At 62.3% G+C, this 21,577-nt stretch carries 23 protein-coding genes; 4 read left to right on the plus strand and 19 right to left on the minus strand.

What is annotated here, in order from left to right; genetic code table 11:
- Positions 1-4 precede the first annotated feature (4 nt).
- From RRX38_RS12595 to RRX38_RS12615, 5 genes are read right to left on the minus strand one after another with little or no spacing between them, the layout of a single operon-like run.
- On the minus strand, positions 5-3,169 hold the full coding sequence (locus tag RRX38_RS12595) for a pilus assembly protein (RefSeq protein ID WP_315959484.1): 3,165 nt from the start codon (positions 3,167-3,169) through the stop codon (positions 5-7).
- Entirely contained in the window at positions 3,156-3,641 is a 486-nt protein-coding gene (locus RRX38_RS12600) for a PilX N-terminal domain-containing pilus assembly protein (protein WP_315959485.1), read from the minus strand. Before RRX38_RS12600 ends, RRX38_RS12595 begins: the two co-directional genes overlap by 14 nt.
- 37 nt (positions 3,642-3,678) lie before the next feature.
- On the minus strand, positions 3,679-4,395 hold the full coding sequence (locus RRX38_RS12605; RefSeq protein ID WP_315959486.1) for a PilW family protein: 717 nt from the start codon (positions 4,393-4,395) through the stop codon (positions 3,679-3,681).
- Positions 4,392-4,916 carry a type IV pilus modification protein PilV gene (gene pilV / locus RRX38_RS12610; protein ID WP_315959487.1) on the minus strand — a complete coding sequence of 175 codons (525 nt, stop codon included), beginning with the start codon at positions 4,914-4,916 and terminating at the stop codon, positions 4,392-4,394. Before pilV ends, RRX38_RS12605 begins: the two co-directional genes overlap by 4 nt.
- Positions 4,909-5,379 (minus strand): GspH/FimT family pseudopilin, encoded by a 471-nt coding sequence (locus tag RRX38_RS12615; RefSeq protein WP_315959488.1) that lies wholly within the window; start codon positions 5,377-5,379, stop codon positions 4,909-4,911. Before RRX38_RS12615 ends, pilV begins: the two co-directional genes overlap by 8 nt.
- A 119-nt stretch (positions 5,380-5,498) precedes the next feature.
- Between RRX38_RS12615 and RRX38_RS12620 the strand changes: the two genes are divergently transcribed.
- Positions 5,499-5,993 carry a GspH/FimT family pseudopilin gene (locus RRX38_RS12620; RefSeq protein WP_295473160.1) on the plus strand — a complete coding sequence of 165 codons (495 nt, stop codon included), beginning with the start codon at positions 5,499-5,501 and terminating at the stop codon, positions 5,991-5,993.
- Here RRX38_RS12620 and ispH read toward each other — a convergent pair.
- The 6 genes from ispH to murJ form a co-directional block, all read right to left on the minus strand.
- Positions 5,990-6,937, minus strand: a complete 948-nt coding sequence (ispH, locus tag RRX38_RS12625; RefSeq protein ID WP_315959489.1) for a 4-hydroxy-3-methylbut-2-enyl diphosphate reductase — start codon at positions 6,935-6,937, stop codon at positions 5,990-5,992. The two genes, RRX38_RS12620 and ispH, sit on opposite strands and share 4 nt — an antisense overlap.
- Positions 6,938-7,027: 90 nt before the next feature.
- Entirely contained in the window at positions 7,028-7,489 is a 462-nt protein-coding gene (locus RRX38_RS12630) for a peptidylprolyl isomerase (RefSeq protein WP_295473164.1), read from the minus strand.
- Complete coding sequence (lspA, locus tag RRX38_RS12635) at positions 7,482-7,997, minus strand: signal peptidase II (RefSeq protein WP_315959490.1); 516 nt, start codon at positions 7,995-7,997, stop codon at positions 7,482-7,484. Before lspA ends, RRX38_RS12630 begins: the two co-directional genes overlap by 8 nt.
- Positions 7,990-10,821: an isoleucine--tRNA ligase gene (gene ileS, locus RRX38_RS12640; RefSeq protein WP_315959491.1), complete on the minus strand. Its 2,832-nt coding sequence runs from the start codon at positions 10,819-10,821 to the stop codon at positions 7,990-7,992. The genes lspA and ileS overlap by 8 nt, the downstream gene beginning before the upstream one ends.
- 67 nt (positions 10,822-10,888) lie before the next feature.
- The gene (ribF, locus tag RRX38_RS12645; protein WP_295473170.1) at positions 10,889-11,833 is read right to left on the minus strand and encodes a bifunctional riboflavin kinase/FAD synthetase; all 945 of its coding nucleotides are present in this window, start codon (positions 11,831-11,833) and stop codon (positions 10,889-10,891) included.
- 63 nt (positions 11,834-11,896) lie between these two features.
- Positions 11,897-13,438, minus strand: a complete 1,542-nt coding sequence (gene murJ / locus RRX38_RS12650; protein WP_295473171.1) for a murein biosynthesis integral membrane protein MurJ — start codon at positions 13,436-13,438, stop codon at positions 11,897-11,899.
- Positions 13,439-13,687: 249 nt separating this feature from the next.
- Here murJ and rpsT point away from each other — a divergent pair, with 249 nt between their 5' ends.
- Positions 13,688-13,960 carry a 30S ribosomal protein S20 gene (gene rpsT / locus RRX38_RS12655; RefSeq protein ID WP_295473173.1) on the plus strand — a complete coding sequence of 91 codons (273 nt, stop codon included), beginning with the start codon at positions 13,688-13,690 and terminating at the stop codon, positions 13,958-13,960.
- A 146-nt stretch (positions 13,961-14,106) separates the two neighbouring features.
- Here the strand turns inward: rpsT and RRX38_RS12660 are convergent, their stop codons facing one another.
- The 5 genes from RRX38_RS12660 to rplU all read right to left on the minus strand — a co-directional run bounded on the left by RRX38_RS12660 (position 14,107) and on the right by rplU (position 17,855).
- Positions 14,107-14,580: a CreA family protein gene (locus RRX38_RS12660; protein WP_315959492.1), complete on the minus strand. Its 474-nt coding sequence runs from the start codon at positions 14,578-14,580 to the stop codon at positions 14,107-14,109.
- A gap of 8 nt (positions 14,581-14,588) precedes the next feature.
- Positions 14,589-15,707, minus strand: coding sequence for a glutamate 5-kinase (proB, locus tag RRX38_RS12665; protein ID WP_295473238.1), 1,119 nt, complete (start codon positions 15,705-15,707; stop codon positions 14,589-14,591).
- A 99-nt stretch (positions 15,708-15,806) separates the two neighbouring features.
- Positions 15,807-17,030, minus strand: coding sequence for an Obg family GTPase CgtA (cgtA, locus tag RRX38_RS12670; protein ID WP_315959493.1), 1,224 nt, complete (start codon positions 17,028-17,030; stop codon positions 15,807-15,809).
- Between the two features lie 202 nt (positions 17,031-17,232).
- Positions 17,233-17,508, minus strand: coding sequence for a 50S ribosomal protein L27 (gene rpmA / locus RRX38_RS12675; protein WP_295473179.1), 276 nt, complete (start codon positions 17,506-17,508; stop codon positions 17,233-17,235).
- Between the two features lie 32 nt (positions 17,509-17,540).
- Entirely contained in the window at positions 17,541-17,855 is a 315-nt protein-coding gene (gene rplU / locus RRX38_RS12680) for a 50S ribosomal protein L21 (protein WP_295473181.1), read from the minus strand.
- Positions 17,856-18,093: 238 nt separating this feature from the next.
- Between rplU and RRX38_RS12685 the strand changes: the two genes are divergently transcribed.
- Both RRX38_RS12685 and RRX38_RS12690 read left to right on the plus strand, forming a co-directional pair.
- On the plus strand, positions 18,094-19,062 hold the full coding sequence (locus RRX38_RS12685) for a polyprenyl synthetase family protein (protein ID WP_315959494.1): 969 nt from the start codon (positions 18,094-18,096) through the stop codon (positions 19,060-19,062).
- Between the two features lie 149 nt (positions 19,063-19,211).
- Positions 19,212-19,460, plus strand: a complete 249-nt coding sequence (locus tag RRX38_RS12690) for a hypothetical protein (RefSeq protein WP_315959495.1) — start codon at positions 19,212-19,214, stop codon at positions 19,458-19,460.
- A gap of 61 nt (positions 19,461-19,521) precedes the next feature.
- Here the strand turns inward: RRX38_RS12690 and RRX38_RS12695 are convergent, their stop codons facing one another.
- From RRX38_RS12695 to RRX38_RS12705, 3 genes are all read right to left on the minus strand, one after another.
- Positions 19,522-20,139 carry an FKBP-type peptidyl-prolyl cis-trans isomerase gene (locus tag RRX38_RS12695; RefSeq protein ID WP_315959496.1) on the minus strand — a complete coding sequence of 206 codons (618 nt, stop codon included), beginning with the start codon at positions 20,137-20,139 and terminating at the stop codon, positions 19,522-19,524.
- 145 nt (positions 20,140-20,284) lie between these two features.
- On the minus strand, positions 20,285-20,773 hold the full coding sequence (locus RRX38_RS12700; RefSeq protein ID WP_295473189.1) for a TIGR00645 family protein: 489 nt from the start codon (positions 20,771-20,773) through the stop codon (positions 20,285-20,287).
- Positions 20,774-21,168: 395 nt separating this feature from the next.
- Positions 21,169-21,495: a hypothetical protein gene (locus tag RRX38_RS12705; RefSeq protein WP_295473190.1), complete on the minus strand. Its 327-nt coding sequence runs from the start codon at positions 21,493-21,495 to the stop codon at positions 21,169-21,171.
- Positions 21,496-21,577: the final 82 nt, after the last annotated feature.

A 21,577-nucleotide genomic window follows, 5' to 3' on the forward strand; every position in this document is an offset into this window, starting at 1 on the left:
CTTTCTACTGGATCTGGCGCCACATGATGCGTTGGAAGATATTCGTACCAGGAGGGTTGGGGACTGCCATGGGCCCTGAGGCACTCAGAACGTATTTGATGTCAGGAACCCCGCCCGTTCCCAAAACGATAGCAGCCACGACTGGGGTCCCCGCGAACCCCATGCCTGACACTATGGAGTCGGAAGCATTGATTTTCCCATCACCATTGGTATCCAGCACCGGGTAGCTGAACATGTTGCCGGTGACGGCATCCAGTTCGAACAGGCGACCGCTACCAACGCTTTCACAGGGGTCTGTGGAGTTCACCGCCGCAGAGGTAAAGAGAATACGATTGCGCAGCGATTGCGCCGGAAAAATCACCCGCTCCCCAAGGTACGGTGCAGCCGTAGCCAATGGCAGATACCAACCCTTGCGGGTGCTCCAGTCCATACCGTTGCTGGTCGAGGTGAAGTAGGTTGCGTTGCTGCCGGTAACCGTTCCATTGATTGCCTGCGGCTGCAGGTTACCCTGGACGATATTACCCGCCCCGCCTTCTGCATCCCAGATGGCATAGAAAGCCTGCTGGGCGGTAGTCTGCTTGTCGCTAAGCTCGCTGAATTTGCCGGTGCCGAAATAGACCAGCTTGCCATTCTGCGGATGGTCCAGCAGCAACGGTTGTACGGTGATGGGCTGAGCGGCACCACCCGGAGCCGTGAACAGTGGCTGGCCATTGAACGCCAGCTTCCAGTTACCAGGGCTGGCATCACTAAGATCGAACTTCCACATCCGCCCCTTGAGATCGCCGGCATAAGCGGCCTGCACCACGTTCTGCGCGTTGACCCGCAACCTGACTGAAGACAAACCGTTGTCAGTTTCGTTGTTCAACTGCGGCGTCTGGATCTCAGTAATGAACTCGCCGGTATTGGCGTTGATGACATACAGCGAGGCTCGCCCCGTGAAGCTTCCATAGCCATTGCCAATCACCATGATGCCGGTGCCATTGGCCATGCGTGCCACATCGGGTTTGGAGTAGGCATACCCCAGGTTGTTGAATTTGTTGGCTGGAGTGGAGGCGTCTGGCGCCTTGATCTCCCAGAGTGCCGTTGGGGTGTTGCTGCCTGCATCGAACAGCTTGACGGCGAAGTACGCCTTGCCTCCCGCGCCGGTCGCGCCATAGGCCACTGTGCGCCAAGGCGAACCTGCACCGGCCTGGGTATCGAAGACCGAAATGGGTCCGTCGACCGTAAACTTATGCGCCCCGGAGCCATAGGACGTGGAAGCCACAGTGGCTAACGAGGTGAGCGCCGATGACGGCATGAAAGCGTAGCGACGCGTACCTTGCTGGCTATTGTTTTCGGCATTGATAACGTTAAAGAAACCATCGTTGGAGTTGGCCAGCAGGCTGTTGGTCATGCCGGCAGCCTTGCTTGTCAGATAGTCCGAATAACTGGTATCACCGGCCAGGCTCACAGCGGTCTTGTCACCTGGCATCGCGGTAACCAGCGGAGAATTGACAATGTCACCCAGCAGCTGCGTTCGAGTCCGCAGGGCAGCATTGGCCGTCCCCTTGCTCCAGTTGATAAGCGTTGTGCCCGAAACCCCGCTGGGCAGGGTGGCGTTGATCGCCGACTGCTGGTCCGGGGAGAAATTATTGAAGTCCAAGGCGATGCGTGCCGGTGTGGCAGTGTTCCAAGACTCAAAGACGGTACTGGCACCGCTGGTGATGGTGCTGTCGGTGGTCCAGAGAATCGCCCCGGGAGTACCGGTAGTCGCATTCACTTGGTAGGCGCGGATCGTACCGTGCCAATCGGCAGGGTCATAGCGCGTCTCGTAAAAGCGCGTGCCGGTCTGCAAGGTAGAGGTACTTGCAGCGCCACCGCCCCCGGAACCGGCCTTGGCATAAATATCGCCAAGGGTCAGGCTCAGTGCTGTGTTCAGTGCGGCGCTGTCGTTGGCCTGGAAGTACCGGCCTCGGCCATGGGTACTATCCGCCGCATCGATCAGCATCTGGTCATTGGTGGTGAAGCCTACGGTATAGGTGCTCATGTTCTGCACCGAAAAACCCGCCGTGTCCCAGCTCTTGCCCGTCAAGTCGCCGCCCGGCGTGCGCGAATCCCGACGCATGTCGATGTCGTAGGCAAACTTGGCAATGTCATCGAGATACAGCGTATCGCCTTCGTCATCACCGCCCGGCCCGTCGTTGGCGATACGGTCCCAGTTGGGCAGCCAGCCGTTGGGGTCGTCCGGATCGTTGTTGGGAAAGGTCCTGTCATAGGTGGGCAGGCCATCGGTGATCACCACACCGTAGTTCTTCTGGCAGCGGTACTGGATGGGGCTGGTGTAGGTCGCTGGCGAACCGTTATAGGCCGGGTATGGCGAAAGACCGCGAAAGTATCGCGTGACCTGGTAGTAGGTTTCCGCCAACGGGGTATTGGCCTCGGCCTTGAGGTTGGCGATGGCGTTGCGCAGGTTGTTGTAGTTGGTATCGGCGGTCTGCTGGCTAACAGCGGCTTGGTAGGCATTGGCTGCCACCGGCGAGAGATCGGCCACCAGTTGTTTGATGCTCCCTCCCGGCCCGAGGTCGCCGCCAGGGATGGGTGGGTTGTAGGCGGCCAGACCAATGCGCAGCGCGCGGTTGTTCTGCACCAGGTTCTGCGCCACGGATATGGCCGTGGTCAGGCGGCTTTGAGTGGGGATGCCTGAAACGCTTCGCCCCGCGTTGACCTCGGAGACCAGCCAGGATAGGTAGTTGATCGGGTAACGGGTATTGCCCGAGCCGGCCGGGTCGGCCAGGGTGATGCAGATGATCGCGTTGGAGTTTCTGTAGAACGCATAGGCGTTGGTGCCACTGCAGCCATTTCTGCTCAGGTTGCCGACGAACACGTAATCGGCTGTTCCGTTACTGACCTGGTTGCCTTGCGAATAGCCACAGAAGATCAGAAAGCAGCTGTACACCGGGGTATAGATCGGCCCGTTGTTGACGGACGGGTTGTAGCCCGTGGCGGTGATGATGGTGTCCATACTGCCGGAGTTATCCACTTGCAGCATGACGTTGGGCGTGACCGCCGGCGCACTGAGCAGTGGCACCTGGGCCGGGTTGAAGGCATAGGTCGGCGCGGCCAGGTACAACCCCAACAAGGCCCCCGCCAGATACCTGCCCACGTGCAGCAGGGCCTTAGCAATTGGCATAGATACTCTCCAGTACAGTACGCGACGGTCCTTGAATGGCCACGGCGGTCACCCGGTACAACGTCGCCGAGCCACTGCAGTTGGGTGGCCGCTGCACCGGACTTGCCGTGGTGCCCAGGTTCTGGATGGCGTAGAAAGCGCCATCGCCGACTGCTACCCAGGTGACCGCCCCCCCCGATCCCGAACCCGCTCGGGTCACGATGGTGGAATCGGTCGGCGGCAAGCAGGCGGTAGCATTGGCGCACTGGGCCAGCTGAAAGCTGGCATTGATCTGCGACTCGCCCACACGCAATACCGCTTCGGCGGTCTGGAAGGTCTGGTTGCGCAGGCTCACGCTGCCGGCCATCTTCTCCTGCAGGCTGGCGTTCTGCATGGACGAGATGCCGAGCATGGTCAGCAGCAGCAGGAACACCAGGCTGACCAGCAGCACCATGCCTCGCTGGCGGGACGGCGCATTGCGCAACGGGGTCATTGCCACCCTCTCCTTTCTTGTTTCATGAAATAGCCGATCACAACCGGTTACGCAGGTAAGCGACGACCGAGTAGGCCTGGTCCCTGACCCGGCCATCCGGGTCTCGCAGCGTCAATGCAATACGCACACTGCGAACCTCTGCAGCGCTAGCCGCCGTGAGATTGTTGACGTAGGTCATCGGGCTGCCCGCCAGGCCGAAGGTAATCTGAAAGTCGATCACGTTCTGCAGCAAAGGCTGAGGTGTCGCAGTCAGCTGGCTCCTTACGCTAAGGGTGTTATTGGCGAAGCTGTAGAACAGCTGCCGCAACGGGAAAGCTGTCTGTCCGGCAGCCGGCGCCCTGGCGCCGGCAAACAGCTGGGACGCAGTCTGGCAGTTGGACAGAATGGTCCAGGTGGGCGAGGTGCCTGTCGTGCCGATATCAGCGGTGACCAGCGTCAGGGTGCTGGTGGTGCTATCCCACAGGATAGGATTGTTCAGCGCCACCGTCGTGGTCCGGGAAATCTCTGGCGCTGTCGGCGCCAAGGTGTAGCTGTCAGTGCCCAGGCAGCCGTACATGCCGGTCATGCGCAGTTCCTGCACCATCTTGCTGAGCACGAAGCGTGCATCTTCCTGCATGCGCGCTGCCGAGCCCTGGCTGGCGAAGGTGCCACGCGCGGCGATGAACACCTGCACCACACCGGCACTGATCACCAGGCCCAGCACCAGGGCCACCATGATTTCCACCAGCCCGAAACCGCGCACCCGAGACTTCATGGTGTCGCTCCGGTGGTTGTCACACCGATCTGCGAACGGATCTGAAATGAACGCTGGTTGCCGGATGCCGTCGCCGCCAGCGCCTGATCACTGGCGCTGGCGGCGCGGGTGTCGTTCCACAGGATGGTGATGGTCACCACCTGCCCGTTCACCGCGATGCTGCTGTTGGCGCCATCGGTGCCGGCGAGGTTGGTCACGTTTTGTTGAAAGTCGTTCAGGTCGATGGAACGGGCGTCGGTGCCCCGCGCTGGTGTTGCTGCCAGGTTGGCCAGCGCGTAGGTGGCGAGCACATTGGTCGAGCCATTGCCCGTGGCGTTACCGATCACGTTGGCGCGGATGCGGTCCATCATGTCGTAGGCGATGAAGCTGGCCTGGCTGCTCATCGCCGAACTGTCGGTGTATTTCAGCGCATTGAGCTGGATGGCCGCGGCGCCCAGCAAGCCGATGGCCAGGATCAGTACCGAAATCAGCACCTCGATCAGGGTCATGCCCGCCTGGGGTACTCGGCCGGCCTTACGCATTGCAGTTCCCATTCAGAACGATCCTGCCGGTCAGACAGACAGTGAGGGTGCGGGTGATCGAGCCACGGGTGTAGGTCATGGTCACCGCATTGGCCGGCGAAGAAACCCCACCCAGGTTGTTGAAATCGATTGCAGCGACATTCCCGGTATTGATCGCCGCACCGCTGCTCATGTCCAGGAAGTTACGGATGGCCGGGTTGTTGCTATTGGTGGGGTCTGTCACCTGCAACGCCGTGGTCCAGTCGCTGCCGCTGACCGGCGCGATACGCAGGGTGATGCCGCGGTTGATCGCCTCCAGGCGCGTGTAGTTCAGCGCCCGCTGCAGTTCGCTGACTTCGGTTTCGGCGCGGTTGTTCTGGATCGAACTGCTGAAGCTGGGAATGGCGATGGCCGCCAGGATGCCAACCAGCGACACAGTGACTAACAATTCGACGAGGGTGAAGGCCTTGGCGTGATGACGCATCGAGTGTCTCCTTGACGGGACGACTATAAAGCCGCTGCAACACTTAACAACGCTTATAAGGATATACGGTGCTTTTTCGCTGACGAGTGTGAAGCACCTCTTCCAAGGAGGGAAGAGACATGAAACAGAGCGGTTTCACCCTGGTAGAGCTGTTGATCGCCCTGGCCATCCTCAGCCTGCTGATTGGCACCGCCGCGCCCGGCCTGGGCGAGCTGTACGAGAACCAGCAACGGCTCACCGCCGCGCGGGAACTGGCCAGCGGCATTCGTGCGGCACGCGTGGCGGCGATCAGCCGCAACCAGAAGGTGACCATCCAGGCCATCGACCAGGACTGGAGCTACGGCTGGCAGATCATTGCCGAACACAACACCGGCCGCCCGGATGGACCGCTGCTGGTCGAACGCGCGCTCGATGGCCGGGTGCGTATCGTGGGCAACAGCAAGGTGGCGGAGAAGCTCAGCTTTTCAGGGTTGGGCGGGTTGCTGGGAGCGGCCAACGGCACCCTGCATGTCTGCCAGCCCCGGCAGACGAGCAGCGACTACCAGGTGATCGTGGCGATCACCGGGCAGGTCCGGCTGGCAGAGCGGCGCGTGGAGCATCCGCCCTGCGGTTAACCGACGTTCTTGACGCGCAATTCCTTGGGCATCGAGAAAGTGATGTTCTCCGGGCGCCCGTCCAGCTCTTCGGCCCCAGCGGCGCCCCAGGCCTGGAGTTGCTGGATCACGCCGCGCACCAGCACTTCCGGCGCCGAGGCGCCAGCGGTAATGCCGACGTTGTTCACACCGTCGAACCAGCTGCGCTGCAGGTCTTCGGCGCCATCGATCAGGTAGGCCGGAGTTTCCATGCGCTCGGCCAGCTCGCGCAGGCGGTTGGAGTTGGAGCTGTTCGGGCTGCCCACCACCAGTACCACGTCACATTCGCTGGCCAGTTGCTTGACGGCATCCTGGCGGTTCTGGGTGGCGTAGCAGATGTCGTCCTTGCGCGGCCCGCCGATGGCCGGGAAGCGCTGGCGCAAGGCGTCGATGACCCGACTGGTGTCATCCATCGACAGCGTGGTCTGGGTCACGAAGGCCAGACGCTCGGGGTCCTTGACCTGCAGGTTGGCAACATCGTCTTCGTCTTCCACCAGGTAGATGGCCCCGCCGTTGCTGGCGTCGTATTGGCCCATGGTGCCTTCCACCTCGGGGTGACCTTCATGACCGATGAGGATGCATTCACGACCATCGCGGCTGTACTTGGCCACCTCGATGTGCACCTTGGTCACCAGCGGGCAGGTAGCATCGAACACCTTGAGGCCGCGCGCGGCTGCCTCATTGCGCACCGCCTGGGACACGCCGTGAGCGCTGAAGATCACGATGACGTCGTCCGGCACCTGATCCAGTTCCTCGACGAAGATCGCCCCGCGCGAACGCAGGTCTTCGACCACGAACTTGTTGTGTACCACTTCATGGCGCACGTAGATCGGCGGCCCGAATACCTCGAGGGCGCGGTTGACGATTTCGATCGCGCGATCCACGCCGGCGCAGAAACCGCGGGGGTTGGCGAGTCTGATTTGCATGCTGTGCCTCGGCTGCGTCTGGCGCTTGCGTAAGGTTACTGGAGCGGCGCCTGGCGGCCGGGGCCGCCACGGCTCGGAATGCGGCCTGGCTCAGGAAGCCAGCGCCGTGACCTCAAGGATGCTGACTTCGAACTCCAGCGCCTTGCCGGCCAGCGGATGGTTGAAGTCGATGGTCACCTGCTGGTCGTCGAAGGCTTTGACCACACCGGGCAGCTCAGTGTTGGCCGCGTCGTTGAAGATCACCAGCAGGCCTTCGGACAGCTCCATGCCTTCGAACTGCGAGCGTGCCATGGTTTGCACGTTCTGTGGGTTGTGCTGACCAAAGGCGTTCTCTGGCGGGATGCGCACGCTCTTGTGGTCGCCCGCCTTGAAGCCGAAGATCGCCGCTTCGAAGCCTGGCAGCAGGTTGCCGTCACCGACCTTGAAGGTGGCCGGCGCCTTGTCGAAGGTGCTGTCGACGGTGTCGCCATTTTCCAGGCGCAGCGCGAAATGCAGCGTCACCTGGGTGTTCTGAGCGATCCGAGTCTCAGCCTGTGGGGAGTGCTCAGTCATGGGCGGCCTCTGTACGTTTGTTGCTCTTGAACATGTCCAGCGCCAGCATCACCGCACCGACGGTGATCGCGCTGTCGGCGACGTTGAACGCCGGGAAGTACCAGCGGTTCTGCCAGTGCACCAGGATGAAGTCGATGACATGGCCCAGCACCACGCGGTCGTAGAGGTTGCCGATGGCACCGCCCAGCACCAGTGCCAGGGCCACCGCCAGCCAGGTGTCGTTGCGTCCCAGGCGCTTGAGCCAGACCACCAGCACGCTGCTGACCACCAGGGCGATCAGCGCGAACAGCCAGCGCTGCCAGCCAGCGCTGTCAGCCAGGAAGCTGAAGGCCGCGCCGGTGTTGTAGGCCAGGGTCCAGCTGAAGTAGTCCGGAATCACGATGATCTGCTGGTACAGGTTCAGCGAGTGCTCGAAGTAGTACTTGCTGGCCTGGTCGATGACCAGTACCAGCACACTCAGCCACAGCCAGGACAAGCGACCGAAACGGCCCGCAGCGTGATCAGGCATAGTGGCGCACCTCACCGGCACCGCTGATGTTGTCGACGCAGCGACCGCAGATTTCCGGATGTTCGGCATGGCTGCCGACGTCTTCGCGGTGGTGCCAGCAGCGTGCGCACTTGGCGTGGGCCGACTTGACCACCTTGAGCTTGAGCCCGGCGACCTCGGTGACCACGGCATCGGCCGGCGCTGCCGCGAACGGCGCGACGCTGGCGGTGGAGGTGATCAGCACGAAGCGCAGTTCGTTGCCCAGCTTGCCCAGGTCGGCGCCCAGGGAGTCTTCGGCGTACAGGGTCACTTCGGCCTGCAGGTTGCCGCCGATGGCCTTGGCCGCGCGCAGGTTTTCCATTTCCTTGTTGACCGCCGCCTTCACCGCCATGACACGCTCCCAGTAGGCGCGGTCCAACTCGAAGCCTTCCGGCAGTTCGCTCAGGCCCTGGTACCAGGTATTGAGCATCACCGATTCGTTGCGCTCGCCCGGCAGGAACTGCCACAGCTCGTCGGCGGTGAATGCCAGGATCGGCGCGATCCAGCGCACCAGCGCCTCGGCGATGTGGAACAGCGCGCTCTGGCAGGAGCGCCGCGCGGTGCTGTCGGCACCGGTGGTGTACTGGCGGTCCTTGATGATGTCCAGGTAGAAGCCGCCCAGCTCCTGCACGCAGAAGTTGTGGATCTTCGAGTAGACGTTCCAGAAGCGGTATTCGCCGTAGTGCTCCTCCAGCTCGCGTTGCAGCAGCAGCGCACGGTCCACGGCCCAGCGGTCCAGCGCCAGCATCTGGTCGGCCGGCAGCAGGTCGGTGGCCGGATTGAAGCCGGACAGGTTGGAGAGCAGGAAGCGCGCGGTGTTGCGGATACGCCGGTAGGCATCGGCGCTGCGCTGCAGGATCTGCTCGGAAACGGCCATTTCACCCGAGTAGTCGGTGGCCGAAACCCACAGACGCAGGATGTCGGCGCCCAGGGTGTCGTTGACCTTCTGCGGCTCGATGGTGTTACCCAGCGACTTGGACATCTTGCGGCCGTTCTCGTCCACGGTGAAGCCGTGGGTCAGCAGCTCGCGGTACGGCGCATGGCCGTCGATGGCGCAACCGGTCAGCAGCGAGGAATGGAACCAGCCACGGTGCTGGTCGGAGCCTTCCAGGTACAGATCGGCACGCGGGCCCTGTTCGTGGCCAATGTCATGCGAGCCACGCAGTACGTGCCAGTGGGTGGTGCCGGAGTCGAACCACACGTCCAGGGTGTCGCTGATCTTGTCGTAGCTGGCGGCTTCGTCGCCCAGCAGCTCGGCGGCGTCAAGCTTGAACCAGGCCTCGATGCCCTGTTTCTCGACACGCTGGGCCACTTCTTCCATCAGCTCGACGGTACGCGGGTGCAGCTCGCCGCTTTCCTTGTGCAGGAAGAACGGGATCGGCACGCCCCAGTTGCGCTGGCGCGAGATGCACCAGTCCGGGCGGTTGGCGATCATCGAGTGCAGGCGCGCCTGCCCCCAGGCTGGAACGAACTTGGTCTGGTCAATGGCCTGCAGCGAACGCTCGCGCAGGCTGGCACCGCTGGCCGGCTGGCGGTCCATGCCGACGAACCACTGCGCGGTGGCGCGGTAGATCAGCGGGGTCTTGTGGCGCCAGCAGTGCATGTAGCTGTGGTTGATGGTTTCGGTGTGCATCAGGCAGCCGACTTCCGCCAGCTTGTCGATGATGTTCTGGTTGGCCTTGAAGATGAACTGGCCGCCGAAGAACTCCAGGGACTCGACATACACGCCGTTGCTCTGCACCGGGCTGAGGATCTCGTCGTTGCTCATGCCGTAGTTCTTGCACGAGTTGAAGTCGTCCACGCCGTACGCCGGGGCGCTGTGGACCACGCCGGTGCCGGCGCCCAGCTCGACGTACTCGGCCAGGTACAGCGGCGACAGGCGGTCGTAGAACGGATGACGGAAGTTGATCAGCTCCAGCGCCTTGCCGGTCGCGGTGGCGACGACCGAACCCTCGCGCTTGTAGCGCGCCAGGCAGGCCTGCACCAGCTCTTCAGCGAGCACCAGCAGGCGGTCGCCGATATCGACCAGGGCATAGGTGAATTCAGGGTGGACGTTCAGCGCCTGGTTGGCCGGAATGGTCCAGGGCGTGGTGGTCCAGATGACGATCGCGGCAGGCTTGTCCAGCGCCGGCAGGCCGAACGCGGCGGCCAGCTTGGCTTCGTCGGCAACCGGGAAGGCCACATCGATGGTCGCGGACTTCTTGTCCTGGTACTCGACTTCCGCTTCGGCCAGCGCCGAACCGCAATCGAAACACCAGTTCACCGGCTTGAGGCCCTTGAACACGAAGCCGCCCTTGACCATCTCGGCCAGGGCGCGGATTTCACCGGCCTCGTTGGCGAAGTTCATGGTCAGGTACGGGTTGCTCCAGTCGCCCAGAACGCCCAGACGGATGAACTCGGCCTTCTGGCCCTCGACCTGCTCGGCGGCATAGGCGCGGCACAGTTCGCGGGTCTGGTCGGCGCTGAGGTTCTTGCCGTGGGTGACCTCGACCTTGTGCTCGATCGGCAGACCGTGGCAGTCCCAACCCGGTACATACGGCGCGTCGAAGCCGGCCAGGGTCTTGGAACGCACGATCATGTCCTTGAGGATCTTGTTCAGTGCATGACCGATGTGAATCTTGCCGTTGGCATAGGGCGGGCCGTCGTGCAGGACGAACTTGGGACGGTCCTTGCCGATTTCGCGCAGCTTCTGGTACAGGCCAATGCTGTCCCAACGCTGCAGCGTCTGCGGCTCGCGCTGGGGCAGGCCGGCCTTCATCGGGAAGGCGGTGTCCGGAAGATTAAGCGTGGCTTTGTAATCGGTCATTTCAGGCTCTTGGTAAGAATGTGCAAATGAAAAGTCTGCGCTCGCCCGCACGGCACTCGACTGCAGCTCATGGACGCTCGTCGGGTTGACCATGCCAATGGGCACGGGCGGCGGCGACGTCCGCATTGATCGCCGCCTTGAGGGCCTCCAGCGAGGCGAAACGCTGCTCATCACGCAGCTTGTGGTGGAACACCACCGTCAAACGCCGGCCATAGAGATCACCAGCAAAATCCAGAACATGCACTTCCAGGTGGGCGCTGCCGTCGCCGGCCACGGTAGGCCGCACGCCGATGTTGGCGACACCGGGCCAGGCCTTGCCATCGATCAGCGTGCTGACCAGGTAAACGCCGCTCAGCGGGACCCGACGGCGCTTGAGCTGCACGTTGGCGGTCGGCGTGCCCAGCTGGCGCGCCAGCTTCTGGCCATGCAGCACACGCCCGGCGATGCCGAACGGGCGGCCCAGCAGGTGCTCGGCCAGGGTGAAATCGGCCTGCCCCAGGGCATCGCGGACCTTGGTACTGCTGACCCGCATGCCGTCGATCTCGACGGTCTGCGCCGCCTCGACGCTGAAACCCTGAGCGGCACCCGCCTGGCGCAGGAAGTCGAAATCGCCGGAACGGTCATGACCGAAGCGGAAATCGTCGCCCACTTCCAGATGCTTCACGCCCAGGCCGTCGATCAGGATAGTGTCGACAAACTCGGTGGCGCTCAGGCCGCCAAGGCGCTGATTGAAAGACAGGCACAACACCCGGTCAACGCCCTCGCCACGCAGCAGCTCGATCTTGTCGCGCAGGCGTGCCAGGCGCGGCGGGGCACTGTCGGGGGTGAAGAATTCGCGGGGCTGTGGCTCGAAGATCACCACGCAGCTGGGCACGCCCAGCTCGACCGCGCGCTCGCGCAGGCGCGCCAGGATCGCCTGGTGGCCACGGTGGACGCCGTCGAAGTTGCCAATGGTGGCGACGCAGCCCCGGTGCTGGGGGCGCAGGTTGTGAAGGCCTCTAACCAGCTGCATAACGCGCATCTTGCTCATAAAGTGGCCGATTATACCCAGACAATGCCCGCTACGACAGAAGCCTTACGACTTGATCGCCTTGCGGGCGAAATGCCGCAGACGAAAGCCCAGCAGCAGCAGCATGGCAAAGTAGGCCGCGGCGCCGGCAGCCACCAGAACCCCCAGACGCAGCAGACGCTCAAGCATGCCACCCTGCTCCCAGGCCGGCATCAGGTGCATCAGTGCCAGCAGCACACCGGCCATCACCACCACCGCCACGCACAGCTTGCCCAGGAACAGCGGCCAGCCAGGCTGCGGCTGAAACAGTCGCTGCCGGCGCAGTTGCCAGAACAGCAGCAGCGCATTGAGCGTCGCCCCGACGCTGATGGCCAGGGCCAGCCCGGCGTGCTGCAGCGGTACGATGAAAGCCAGGTTGAGCAGTTGCGTGACCACCAGAGTGAACACGGCGATCTTCACCGGGGTTCGGATGTTCTGCTGGGCATAGAAACCGGGCGCGAGCACCTTGATGAGGATGATGCCCAACAGCCCTACCGAATAGGCAATCAGCGCGTGCTGGGTCATCAGCGCATCATGGGCATCGAACTTGCCGTACTGGAACAGCGCGACGGTCAGCGGCTCGGCGATCAGACCCAACGCCAGGGTGCAGGGCAGCACCAGTACGAAACACAGGCGCAGCCCCCAGTCGAGAATCCGCGAATACTCATGGCGGTCACGGTCGGCGTAGGTCTTCGACAGGATCGGCAGCAGGATGGTACCCAGCGCCACGCCCAGCACGCCGGACGGCAGCTCCATCAGGCGGTCGGCGTAGTACATCCACGACACCGAGCCGGCCACCAGGAACGACGCGAAGATGGTGTTGATGATCAGCGAGATCTGGCTCACCGACACCCCGAGAATCGCCGGCAGCATCTGCTTCATCACCCGCCACACACCGGTGTCGCGCAGGTTGAGGCGCGGCAGCACCAGCATGCCGATCTTCTTCAGGTGCGGCAGCTGGTAAAGCAGCTGCGCCAGGCCACCGGCGAGCACCGCCCAGCCCAGCGCCATGATCGGCGGATCGAAGTACGGAATCAGGAACAGCGAGAACAGGATCATGCTGACGTTGAGCAGCGTCGGCACGAAGGCCGGCACACTGAAGCGGTTCCAAGTGTTGAGAATGGCACCGGCCAGCGATGACAGCGAGATCAGCAATATATAAGGAAAGGTCACCCGCAGCAGATCGGAGGTGAGGGCGAATTTCTCCGGCGTATCGGCGAACCCCGGCGCGGTGACCCAGATGATCCAGGGCGCGAACAGCACACCCAGCAGGGTCACCAGGGCCAGCACCAGAGTCAGCAGGCCGCAGACATAGGCCACGAAGGTGCGGGTCGCCTCCTCCCCCTGCTGGTTCTTGTACTCGGCCAGGATAGGCACGAACGCCTGGGAGAACGCCCCTTCGGCGAAGATCCGTCGCAACAGGTTGGGCAGCTTGAAAGCAATGAAGAAGGCATCGGTGGCCATGCCCGCGCCAAAGGCCCGGGCGATGATGGTGTCGCGCACGAAACCCAGCACCCGGGATAGCAGGGTGATGGAGCTGACGGCAGCCAGAGACTTGAGCAGGTTCATGCGAAAGGGTACGCCTCGACTGGTGGACGCGCATTGCGCGCCATTTCATGCCATACTCCGCGCCCTTTCGAGCCCGAAGCCAAAAGCCGCGAGTTTACAGCGCCAGCGCCGGAAATGAATCACCGGCCACGCGCCAAGACCACTCGGCGTAAACTTGCATCCGCCCTTGACATTCGTCTGGCGCATCGGCATGATTCGCGGCCTTGTTTGTTAGCTATTTCATAAAGAAGTCTTTCGAGGAGCTTGACGGTGGCCAACTCACCTTCCGCCAAAAAACGTGCAAAACAGGCTGAGAAGCGTCGCAGCCACAACGCCAGCCTGCGTTCCATGGTTCGTACCTACATCAAGAATGTGGTCAAAGCCATCGACGCAAAAGACGCAGAAAAAGCGCAAGCCGCTTACACCCTGGCTGTGCCTGTCATCGACCGTATGGCCGACAAAGGCATCATCCACAAGAACAAGGCTGCTCGCCACAAGAGCCGCCTGAATGGCCACATCAAGGCACTGAAAGAAGCTGCCTGATTGACCTGTTCTTGAAAAACCGGCCCCTGGGCCGGTTTTTTATTGCCTGTATTTTTCTGCAGGAGAAGCTTCAGCCACGAAGGCTGCAGCACACCCACAACGCTCAGACCTTGCCACCCCGCAAGCCCAGGCAGCGAAAGCAGCGCTCAAGGCGCGGCAGGCGAACTCGGCCAGGGCAGGATAGGAATGGCAGTCACCGCATTCTGCGGACTGCCCTCGATCAGCCGGTCGCTGTAGACGAGATAAACCAGCGTATTGCGCTTCTTGTCCAGGAAACGCACCACCTGCATGGTCTTGAACACCAGCGAGGTGCGCTCCTTGAACACCTCCTCACCTTCCTTCAGCTCACCCACGAAGCGGATCGGCCCCACCTGGCGACAGGCGATAGAAGCCTCGGCACGATCCTCCGCCAGCCCCAAGCCACCCTTCACCCCGCCGGTCTTGGCCCGTGACAGGTAGCAGGTCACTCCCGCCACCTTGGGATCATCGAAAGCCTCGACCACGATCCGATCGTTAGGGCCGAGGAACTTGAACACCGTAGAGACCTGCCCGACTTCTTCAGCCGCCGCCAGCACCGGCCAGGCCAGCAACAGCGCCAATCCCGCCTTGAGCATGCGCATCGACACCCTCACACCAGAATCAGGTTGTCGCGATGCACCAGCTCGGGCTCGGCCATGTAGCCCAGCACACGCACGATGGCCTCGGAGGACTGACCAATGATCTTCTGCGCCTCGATCGCACTGTAGTTGCTCAAGCCCCGCGCGACCTCACGACCATCCGGCCCCACACAGACCACCATCTCGCCGCGACGAAAGCTGCCCTGGATCATTTTCACGCCCACTGGCAGCAGGCTCTTGTGATCTGCCACCAAGGCATTCACCGCCCCCGCATCCAGCACCAGCGTGCCACGCGTCTGCAGGTGCCCCGCCAGCCACTGCTTACGCGCGGCGAGCATTTCGCGCTCGGGCGACAGCAGCGTACCCAGCTGCTCGCCCGCCTTGAGGCGCGACAGAACCTGCTCGATACGACCACCGACGATCACCGTGTGCGCACCGGAACGCGCCGCCAGGCGCGCAGCACGCAGCTTGGTCTGCATGCCGCCACGCCCCAGCGCCCCCCCGGTACCACCCGCCACGGCGTCCAGCGCCGGATCATCGGCGCGCGCCTCGAAGATCAGTTGCGCATCAGGGTTATTACGCGGGTCGGCATCGAACATGCCATCGCGGTCGGTAAGGATAACCAGCAGGTCCGCCTCAACGAGGTTGGCCACCAGCGCCGCGAGCGTGTCGTTGTCACCAAAACGAATTTCATCGGTGACCACGGTGTCGTTCTCGTTGATCACCGGCACCACGCCCAACTCCACCAAGGTACGCAAGGTGCTGCGGGCATTCAGGTAACGCTTGCGGTCGGACAAGTCGTCATGAGTCAGCAGAATCTGCGCCGTGTGCCGGTCGTGCTCGGCAAAGCTGGACTCCCAGGCCTGCACCAGACCCATCTGGCCAATGGCAGCCGCCGCCTGCAGCTCGTGCATCGCGCTCGGTCGGGTCACCCAGCCCAGACGGCTCATGCCGGCTGCCACCGCCCCGGAGGACACCAGCACCAACTCGACGCCTGCTTCATGCAACGCCACCATCTGCTCGACCCACACACTCATCGCCGAGCGGTCCAGGCCCTTGCCATCAGCGGTCAGCAAGGCACTGCCGATTTTCACGACCCAGCGCCGGGCACCCGTCACTTTGCTGCGCATCATCTTTCCAACCTTAGCCAGAGAGCTTTTTTCAATTCGAATTCAGGACACAAAACGCAAAAACGCCGCTCGAAAGCGGCGTTAGTTTACTGCAAGCCATCACTCACGGACGTAAATGATTTCCGGACCATCTTCGTCGTCCAGGTCATCGCCCCAGTCGTCATCATCACTGATGTCATCGACGCTCTTCACGCCGCTGCGGCGCAGGGCACGCTTGTCATCCAGGGCCTGCAGCTGGGCACGCGCCTCATCCTCGATACGCTGATCCAGTTCAGCCAGCTCCTGGGCATACTCAGGGTCATGCGCCAGACGATCGGCACGATCTTCCAGGTAGCGCATGATGTCACGCGACAGGCGCTCGGTGCCTTCACGGGCAATGGCCGAAATCACGTACACCGGACCGGTCCAACCCAGGCGCTCGACGATTTCGCGCTTGCGCTCCTCTTGCTCATCTTCCAGCAACTGGTCGCACTTGTTCAGCACCAGCCAGCGATCACGCTCAGCCAACGCCGGACTGAAGCGGATCAGCTCATTGATGATCACCTCGGCCGAGTCGGCCGGGTCGGACTCATCCATCGGCGCCATGTCGACCAAGTGCAGCAGCAGGCGAGTACGCGCCAGGTGCTTGAGGAAGCGAATGCCCAGGCCGGCACCGTCGGAAGCACCCTCGATCAGCCCCGGAATGTCGGCGATCACGAAGCTCTTCCAGCGGTCGACACTGACCACGCCCAGGTTCGGCACCAGCGTGGTGAACGGATAATCCGCCACCTTCGGCTTGGCCGCAGACACCGAGCGAATGAAGGTACTCTTGCCGGCATTCGGCAGGCCCAGCAGGCCGATGTCAGCCAGCACTTTCAGCTCCAGCTTCAGGTCACGCTGGTCGCCCGGCTTGCCCGGCGTGGTCTGGCGCGGCGCACGGTTGGTACTGGACTTGAAACGGGTGTTGCCCAGGCCGTGCCAGCCGCCCTGAGCAACCATCAGGCGCTGGCCGTCCTTGGTCAGGTCACCGATGACTTCCTGGGTGCCGGCATCGATCACCGTGGTGCCGACCGGCACGCGCAGGAACAGATCATCACCCTTGCGCCCGGTGCAGTCGGTGCTGCCGCCATTGGCGCCACGCTGGGCTTCGAAATGCCGCGTATAGCGGTAGTCGACCAGGGTGTTGAGGTTTTCGTCGGCGACCATGAACACCGAACCACCATCACCACCATCACCGCCGTTGGGACCACCGTTCTCGATGAACTTCTCGCGACGGAAGCTCATGCATCCGTTGCCACCATCACCGGCCTTGACCCGAATCGATACTTCATCAACAAATTTCATAACGCCTGCTCCCGTCACGAGGACGAGCCGAACCACATGAATTCATAAGCCCCTTGCAAAAATGAGCGTTGCGATACCGATCAACAACCGAAGGCACAGGCCCGCATCACAATCGCTCGCACAAACAGCTTTGCAAGAGACTCACCACCACCGAAACGAAAAAGCCCCGTCGCAGGACAGGGCTTTTCATGCAACTGCGTGATTACGCTGCCGAGGCTTCAGCCTTCGGAACGATGCTCACGTAACGACGACCGAAGGCGCCTTTGACTTCGAACTTCACGACACCTTCCACTTTCGCGAACAGGGTGTGGTCCTTGCCAATGCCAACGCCGTAGCCAGGGTGGAACTCGGTGCCACGCTGACGAACGATGATGTTGCCTGGAACGATGGCCTGGCCGCCGTAGATTTTCACGCCAAGGCGTTTACTTTCTGAGTCGCGACCGTTGCGGGTACTACCGCCGGCTTTTTTGTGTGCCATGAGTCAATTCTCCAAATGAGGATTAGGCTGGATTACGCCTGAATACCGGTGATTTTGATCTCGGTGTACCACTGACGGTGGCCCTGGCGCTTCATGTGGTGCTTACGACGACGGAACTTGATGATGCGAACCTTGTCGTGACGACCTTGCGAAACCACTTCGGCTACGACGGTAGCGCCAGCAACGACTGGAGCACCGATGGTGACGTCGTCACCGTTGCCGACCAGCAGAACGCGGTCAAAGGTAACGGATTCGCCAGTGGCGACTTCCAGTTTTTCGACTTTCAGGTATTCACCTGGGGCGACTTTGTATTGCTTGCCACCGGTAACGATTACTGCGTAAGACATGTTGTATCTCCGAAATTCCTGCTCACCCAGCTCTTTATAGGAATAGTGGCGGCTGGCATGGCTGCATCGGGCAGGAGACCCGATTGCAATTGCGTAAGGCAGGTGATGCCCAAGAAAGTAAGGGTGCGCGATTGTACGCAAGGCCGGGAAGCCTTGCAAGTGCCGGGCGGACACGCCTTGACACACCCTGACCCGCGACCTAGCATGCGGCGCAACCTATCTGGAGCACCTGTCGCTGATGCAACCCCAAGCCTTCTACCGCGCGGTGGCGGACGACTTTAGTGCCGTTGACCTGATCATCAAGAAGCAACTGACGTCGCGCGTACCGCTGGTCTCGAAGATCGGCGACTATATCACCTCGGCGGGCGGTAAGCGTCTGCGCCCCCTGCTCGTCCTGCTCAGCGGCAAGGCTCTCGGTCACCAGGGCGACGATCTGCGCCTGCTGGCGGCCACCATCGAATTCCTGCACACCGCGACCCTGCTCCACGACGACGTGGTCGACATGTCGGGCATGCGCCGCGGCCGCTCCACCGCCAACGCCCTGTGGGGCAATGCGCCCAGCGTGCTGGTCGGCGACTTCCTCTATTCACGCTCGTTCGAGATGATGGTCGAGCTGGGCTCCATGTCGGTCATGCAGATCCTTTCCAAGGCCACGCGGGTCATCGCCGAAGGCGAAGTCCTGCAGCTGTCCAAGGTGCGTGACGCCAGCACCACCGAAGAGACCTACATGGAAGTGATCCGCGGCAAGACCGCCATGCTCTTCGAGGCCTCGACCCATAGCGCCGCCGCCCTGTGCGGTGCCAGCGCCGAGCAGAGCGAAGCCCTGCGCACCTTCGGTGACCATCTGGGTGTGGCCTTCCAACTGGTGGACGACCTGCTCGACTACCATGGCGACGCCGAGACCCTGGGCAAGAACGTCGGCGATGACCTGGCCGAGGGCAAGCCCACCCTGCCGCTGATCTACACCATGCGTGAGGGCACCGCAGAACAGGCTGCACTGGTTCGCCAGGCGATCCAGAAAGGCGGCCTGGAAGACCTCGAAAGCATCCGCCAGGCCGTGGAAAGCTCCGGCGCGCTGGACTACACCGCGCGCCTGGCACGCGAATTCGCCGCCAAGGCGATCGCCTGCCTGGAAGTGCTGCCGGCCAGCGAATACCGTGACGCCCTGGTGGAGCTGAGCGAGTTCGCCGTCGCCCGCACCCACTGATCCACGGCGGCCGCCCAAGCCCGTCCCAGGACGGGCTTTTTTGTGCGCGCGATTCGACCATCGAGCAGAAAATGCGAATTAATCTCAATAGCGGCTTGCTATTATCTCGATAGGAATTATTCTCATCTCACTGACACAGGAGATGGAACATGACTTATCTGATCGATGCCTGGCTGGACCGTCCTCACCCCTACCTGCGGATTCTGCATCGCGAAACCGGCGAAGTGTGTGCGGTGCTTGGGCAGGACGCCCTGGATGAACTGCGCGAACAGGGCGACCTGGACGTCAGCAGCCTCAACTCGAGCGAGCCCGGGGTATTGAAGGAACTGGTGCGCAATCTGTTTCTGTTCTGCTACGCGCGGGCCTTGCGCCCGACAGCAGAACTGGCAACGGCATGAGGGAAGAAGCAGTCACCGCCGGGCGAGCCACCAGGACTCGTCCGGCAGGACAGCGGCAGGTTTACAGAACGGCCAGCAGCTCGACGTCGAACACCAGTACGCTGTGCGGCGGGATGCTGCCCACGCCCTGGGCGCCATAGGCCAGTTCGCTCGGCACATACAGGCGCCATTTGCTGCCGGTATTCATCAGTTGCAGGGCTTCGGTCCAGCCAGCGATCACGCCGCCGACCGGAAATTCGGCAGGCTCGCCACGATCATAGGAGCTGTCGAACACCGTGCCGTCGATCAGGCTGCCGTGGTAGTGCGTGCGCACCTGGTCTTCACGGGTCGGCTTGGCACCGTCACCGGCGGTCAGCACTTCGAACTGCAGGCCCGATGCCAGGGTGGTCACGCCTTCGCGCTTGGCGTTGTCGGCCAGGAAAGCCACACCAGCGGCAGCAGCCTTCTCGGCCTTGGCGGCAGCTTCGACCTGCATCACCTGGCGGATGGCCTTGAAGGCCGCCGACAGCTCTTCCTGGCCGACACGGCTAGGCTGGCCGTTGAACGCGTCGGTCAGACCAGCGACGATCGCCTGCAGGTCAACACCGGGCGGCGGGTTGTCGCGCAGTTGGTCACCCAACTGGCGGCCGATGCCGTAGCTGACGCGGGTTTCGTCGGTGGACAGATTGACTTCGGACATTAACACTGCTCCGCTGCATGGAGCGCCCGCCCGGCGCACAGGCCGCAACGAACACCCCGAGGTAAAAGGTCAGGCAGCCTAGCACACTTGCGCTACACGCCCCTATCGCAAAGCAGCCACGGCACCCACCTGCCCTGCCCAGCACTCAGTGCTTGGTCAGCTTGTCCAGGTAACCCATGACGAACGCCGAGATGACGAAGGTCATGTGGATGATCACGTACCACTTCAGGTAGTCGGGCTGGATGTTGCTGGCATCCATGAACACCCGCAGCAGGTGGATGGAGGAAATCGCCACGATGGACGCCGCCACTTTCATTTTCAGCGACGAAGAGTCCATGGTGCCCAGCCAGTTGAGCTTTTCCTTGTCCTCGTCGATGTCCAGCTGCGAAACGAAGTTCTCGTAGCCGGAGATCATCACCATCACCAACAGGCCACCCACCAGCGCCATGTCGATCAGTGACAGCAGCACCAGGATCAGGTCGGCCTCGGCCAGACTGAACACGTTGGGCAGCACATGGAAGATTTCCTGGAAGAATTTCAGGCCCAGCGCCAGCAGGCCGAGCGACAGACCGAAGTAGATGGGCGCCAGCAGCCAGCGCGACGCATACATGGCATTTTCTAAGAAGCGTTCCATTGAAACTCACAGGGGTAATGATGGAGCGCGCGAGTATATCAGCGAGATGTTACCCCCCTGAAGACGCGACAGAATGTCGCCGAGATCAACCCTGGTGCTGGCAGGGCCCGGATGAGGATCAATACTGTTCGGTTAGTGTTATGTGGCTCGGTGGGAGCGGCTTCAGCCGCGAAAGCGCCAGAAAATTCACTGCATCTGTTTTGAACAGCGGCCGCTTCGCGGCTGACGCCGCTTCTACTCGGTCTAACTGCCCAGTATTGGGAGAGGAATGACAAAACTGTCACGCGCCGCTCAGCCTGCGGTAAGGACACGCGATCCATGATAGAGGCCGTCTTCACCCCTCCTTTGGTCAAGACCCTCTCTGGCGCCCTGCGGGGCGCCTTTTTCTGCCTGCCTCAGAACGGAGAAGACTGCTGGCAGTGCGCAACGCCACCGCCGAGACGGCGCAGTTCGCTTTGCAGGTGCAGGCTCCAGATCGGCACGTCATCCGTGCAACGGTAGCCGTTCAGCGCCAGGCTCTCGGCAATCGCCTGAAGCACTGACTCGGCCGCGCTGGCGCCCTGGAAGGGCCCTTGGGCCTTGATGGCTGAAGGCTGTTCACCCGACATCCCCGCAGCGAACAGCAGGGTCCACATGCCACCATCGCCCAGTGGCCGGATCACGCATTCGATGCGCGTCACCAGGCCCAGGCACTGGCGGGTCAGACAGAGACGTCGCGGCATGGCGAGCTCCTCCTCTTCGACGGTATGGTCACCGACGCAAAGCTGCGACGGCACCCCCACTCTCTGGCGACTGCTTGACCCA

Origin of the sequence: Pseudomonas sp. DTU_2021_1001937_2_SI_NGA_ILE_001 (assembly GCF_032463525.1) — a bacterium.
GTDB lineage: Bacteria > Pseudomonadota > Gammaproteobacteria > Pseudomonadales > Pseudomonadaceae > Aquipseudomonas.

Bases quoted from the DNA above. Each gene is read 5' to 3' on its own strand.
- RRX38_RS12595 (WP_315959484.1), bottom strand. From the start codon at position 3,169: ATGCCAATTGCTAAGGCCCTGCTGCACGTGGGCAGGTATCTGGCGGGG.
- RRX38_RS12600 (WP_315959485.1), bottom strand. From the start codon at position 3,641: ATGACCCCGTTGCGCAATGCGCCGTCCCGCCAGCGAGGCATGGTGCTG.
- RRX38_RS12605 (WP_315959486.1), bottom strand. From the start codon at position 4,395: ATGAAGTCTCGGGTGCGCGGTTTCGGGCTGGTGGAAATCATGGTGGCC.
- pilV (WP_315959487.1), bottom strand. From the start codon at position 4,916: ATGCGTAAGGCCGGCCGAGTACCCCAGGCGGGCATGACCCTGATCGAG.
- RRX38_RS12615 (WP_315959488.1), bottom strand. From the start codon at position 5,379: ATGCGTCATCACGCCAAGGCCTTCACCCTCGTCGAATTGTTAGTCACT.
- RRX38_RS12620 (WP_295473160.1), top strand. From the start codon at position 5,499: ATGAAACAGAGCGGTTTCACCCTGGTAGAGCTGTTGATCGCCCTGGCC.
- ispH (WP_315959489.1), bottom strand. From the start codon at position 6,937: ATGCAAATCAGACTCGCCAACCCCCGCGGTTTCTGCGCCGGCGTGGAT.
- RRX38_RS12630 (WP_295473164.1), bottom strand. From the start codon at position 7,489: ATGACTGAGCACTCCCCACAGGCTGAGACTCGGATCGCTCAGAACACC.
- lspA (WP_315959490.1), bottom strand. From the start codon at position 7,997: ATGCCTGATCACGCTGCGGGCCGTTTCGGTCGCTTGTCCTGGCTGTGG.
- ileS (WP_315959491.1), bottom strand. From the start codon at position 10,821: ATGACCGATTACAAAGCCACGCTTAATCTTCCGGACACCGCCTTCCCG.
- ribF (WP_295473170.1), bottom strand. From the start codon at position 11,833: ATGCAGCTGGTTAGAGGCCTTCACAACCTGCGCCCCCAGCACCGGGGC.
- murJ (WP_295473171.1), bottom strand. From the start codon at position 13,438: ATGAACCTGCTCAAGTCTCTGGCTGCCGTCAGCTCCATCACCCTGCTA.
- RRX38_RS12660 (WP_315959492.1), bottom strand. From the start codon at position 14,580: ATGCGCATGCTCAAGGCGGGATTGGCGCTGTTGCTGGCCTGGCCGGTG.
- proB (WP_295473238.1), bottom strand. From the start codon at position 15,707: ATGCGCAGCAAAGTGACGGGTGCCCGGCGCTGGGTCGTGAAAATCGGC.
- cgtA (WP_315959493.1), bottom strand. From the start codon at position 17,030: ATGAAATTTGTTGATGAAGTATCGATTCGGGTCAAGGCCGGTGATGGT.
- rpmA (WP_295473179.1), bottom strand. From the start codon at position 17,508: ATGGCACACAAAAAAGCCGGCGGTAGTACCCGCAACGGTCGCGACTCA.
- rplU (WP_295473181.1), bottom strand. From the start codon at position 17,855: ATGTCTTACGCAGTAATCGTTACCGGTGGCAAGCAATACAAAGTCGCC.
- RRX38_RS12685 (WP_315959494.1), top strand. From the start codon at position 18,094: ATGCAACCCCAAGCCTTCTACCGCGCGGTGGCGGACGACTTTAGTGCC.
- RRX38_RS12690 (WP_315959495.1), top strand. From the start codon at position 19,212: ATGACTTATCTGATCGATGCCTGGCTGGACCGTCCTCACCCCTACCTG.
- RRX38_RS12695 (WP_315959496.1), bottom strand. From the start codon at position 20,139: ATGTCCGAAGTCAATCTGTCCACCGACGAAACCCGCGTCAGCTACGGC.
- RRX38_RS12700 (WP_295473189.1), bottom strand. From the start codon at position 20,773: ATGGAACGCTTCTTAGAAAATGCCATGTATGCGTCGCGCTGGCTGCTG.
- RRX38_RS12705 (WP_295473190.1), bottom strand. From the start codon at position 21,495: ATGCCGCGACGTCTCTGTCTGACCCGCCAGTGCCTGGGCCTGGTGACG.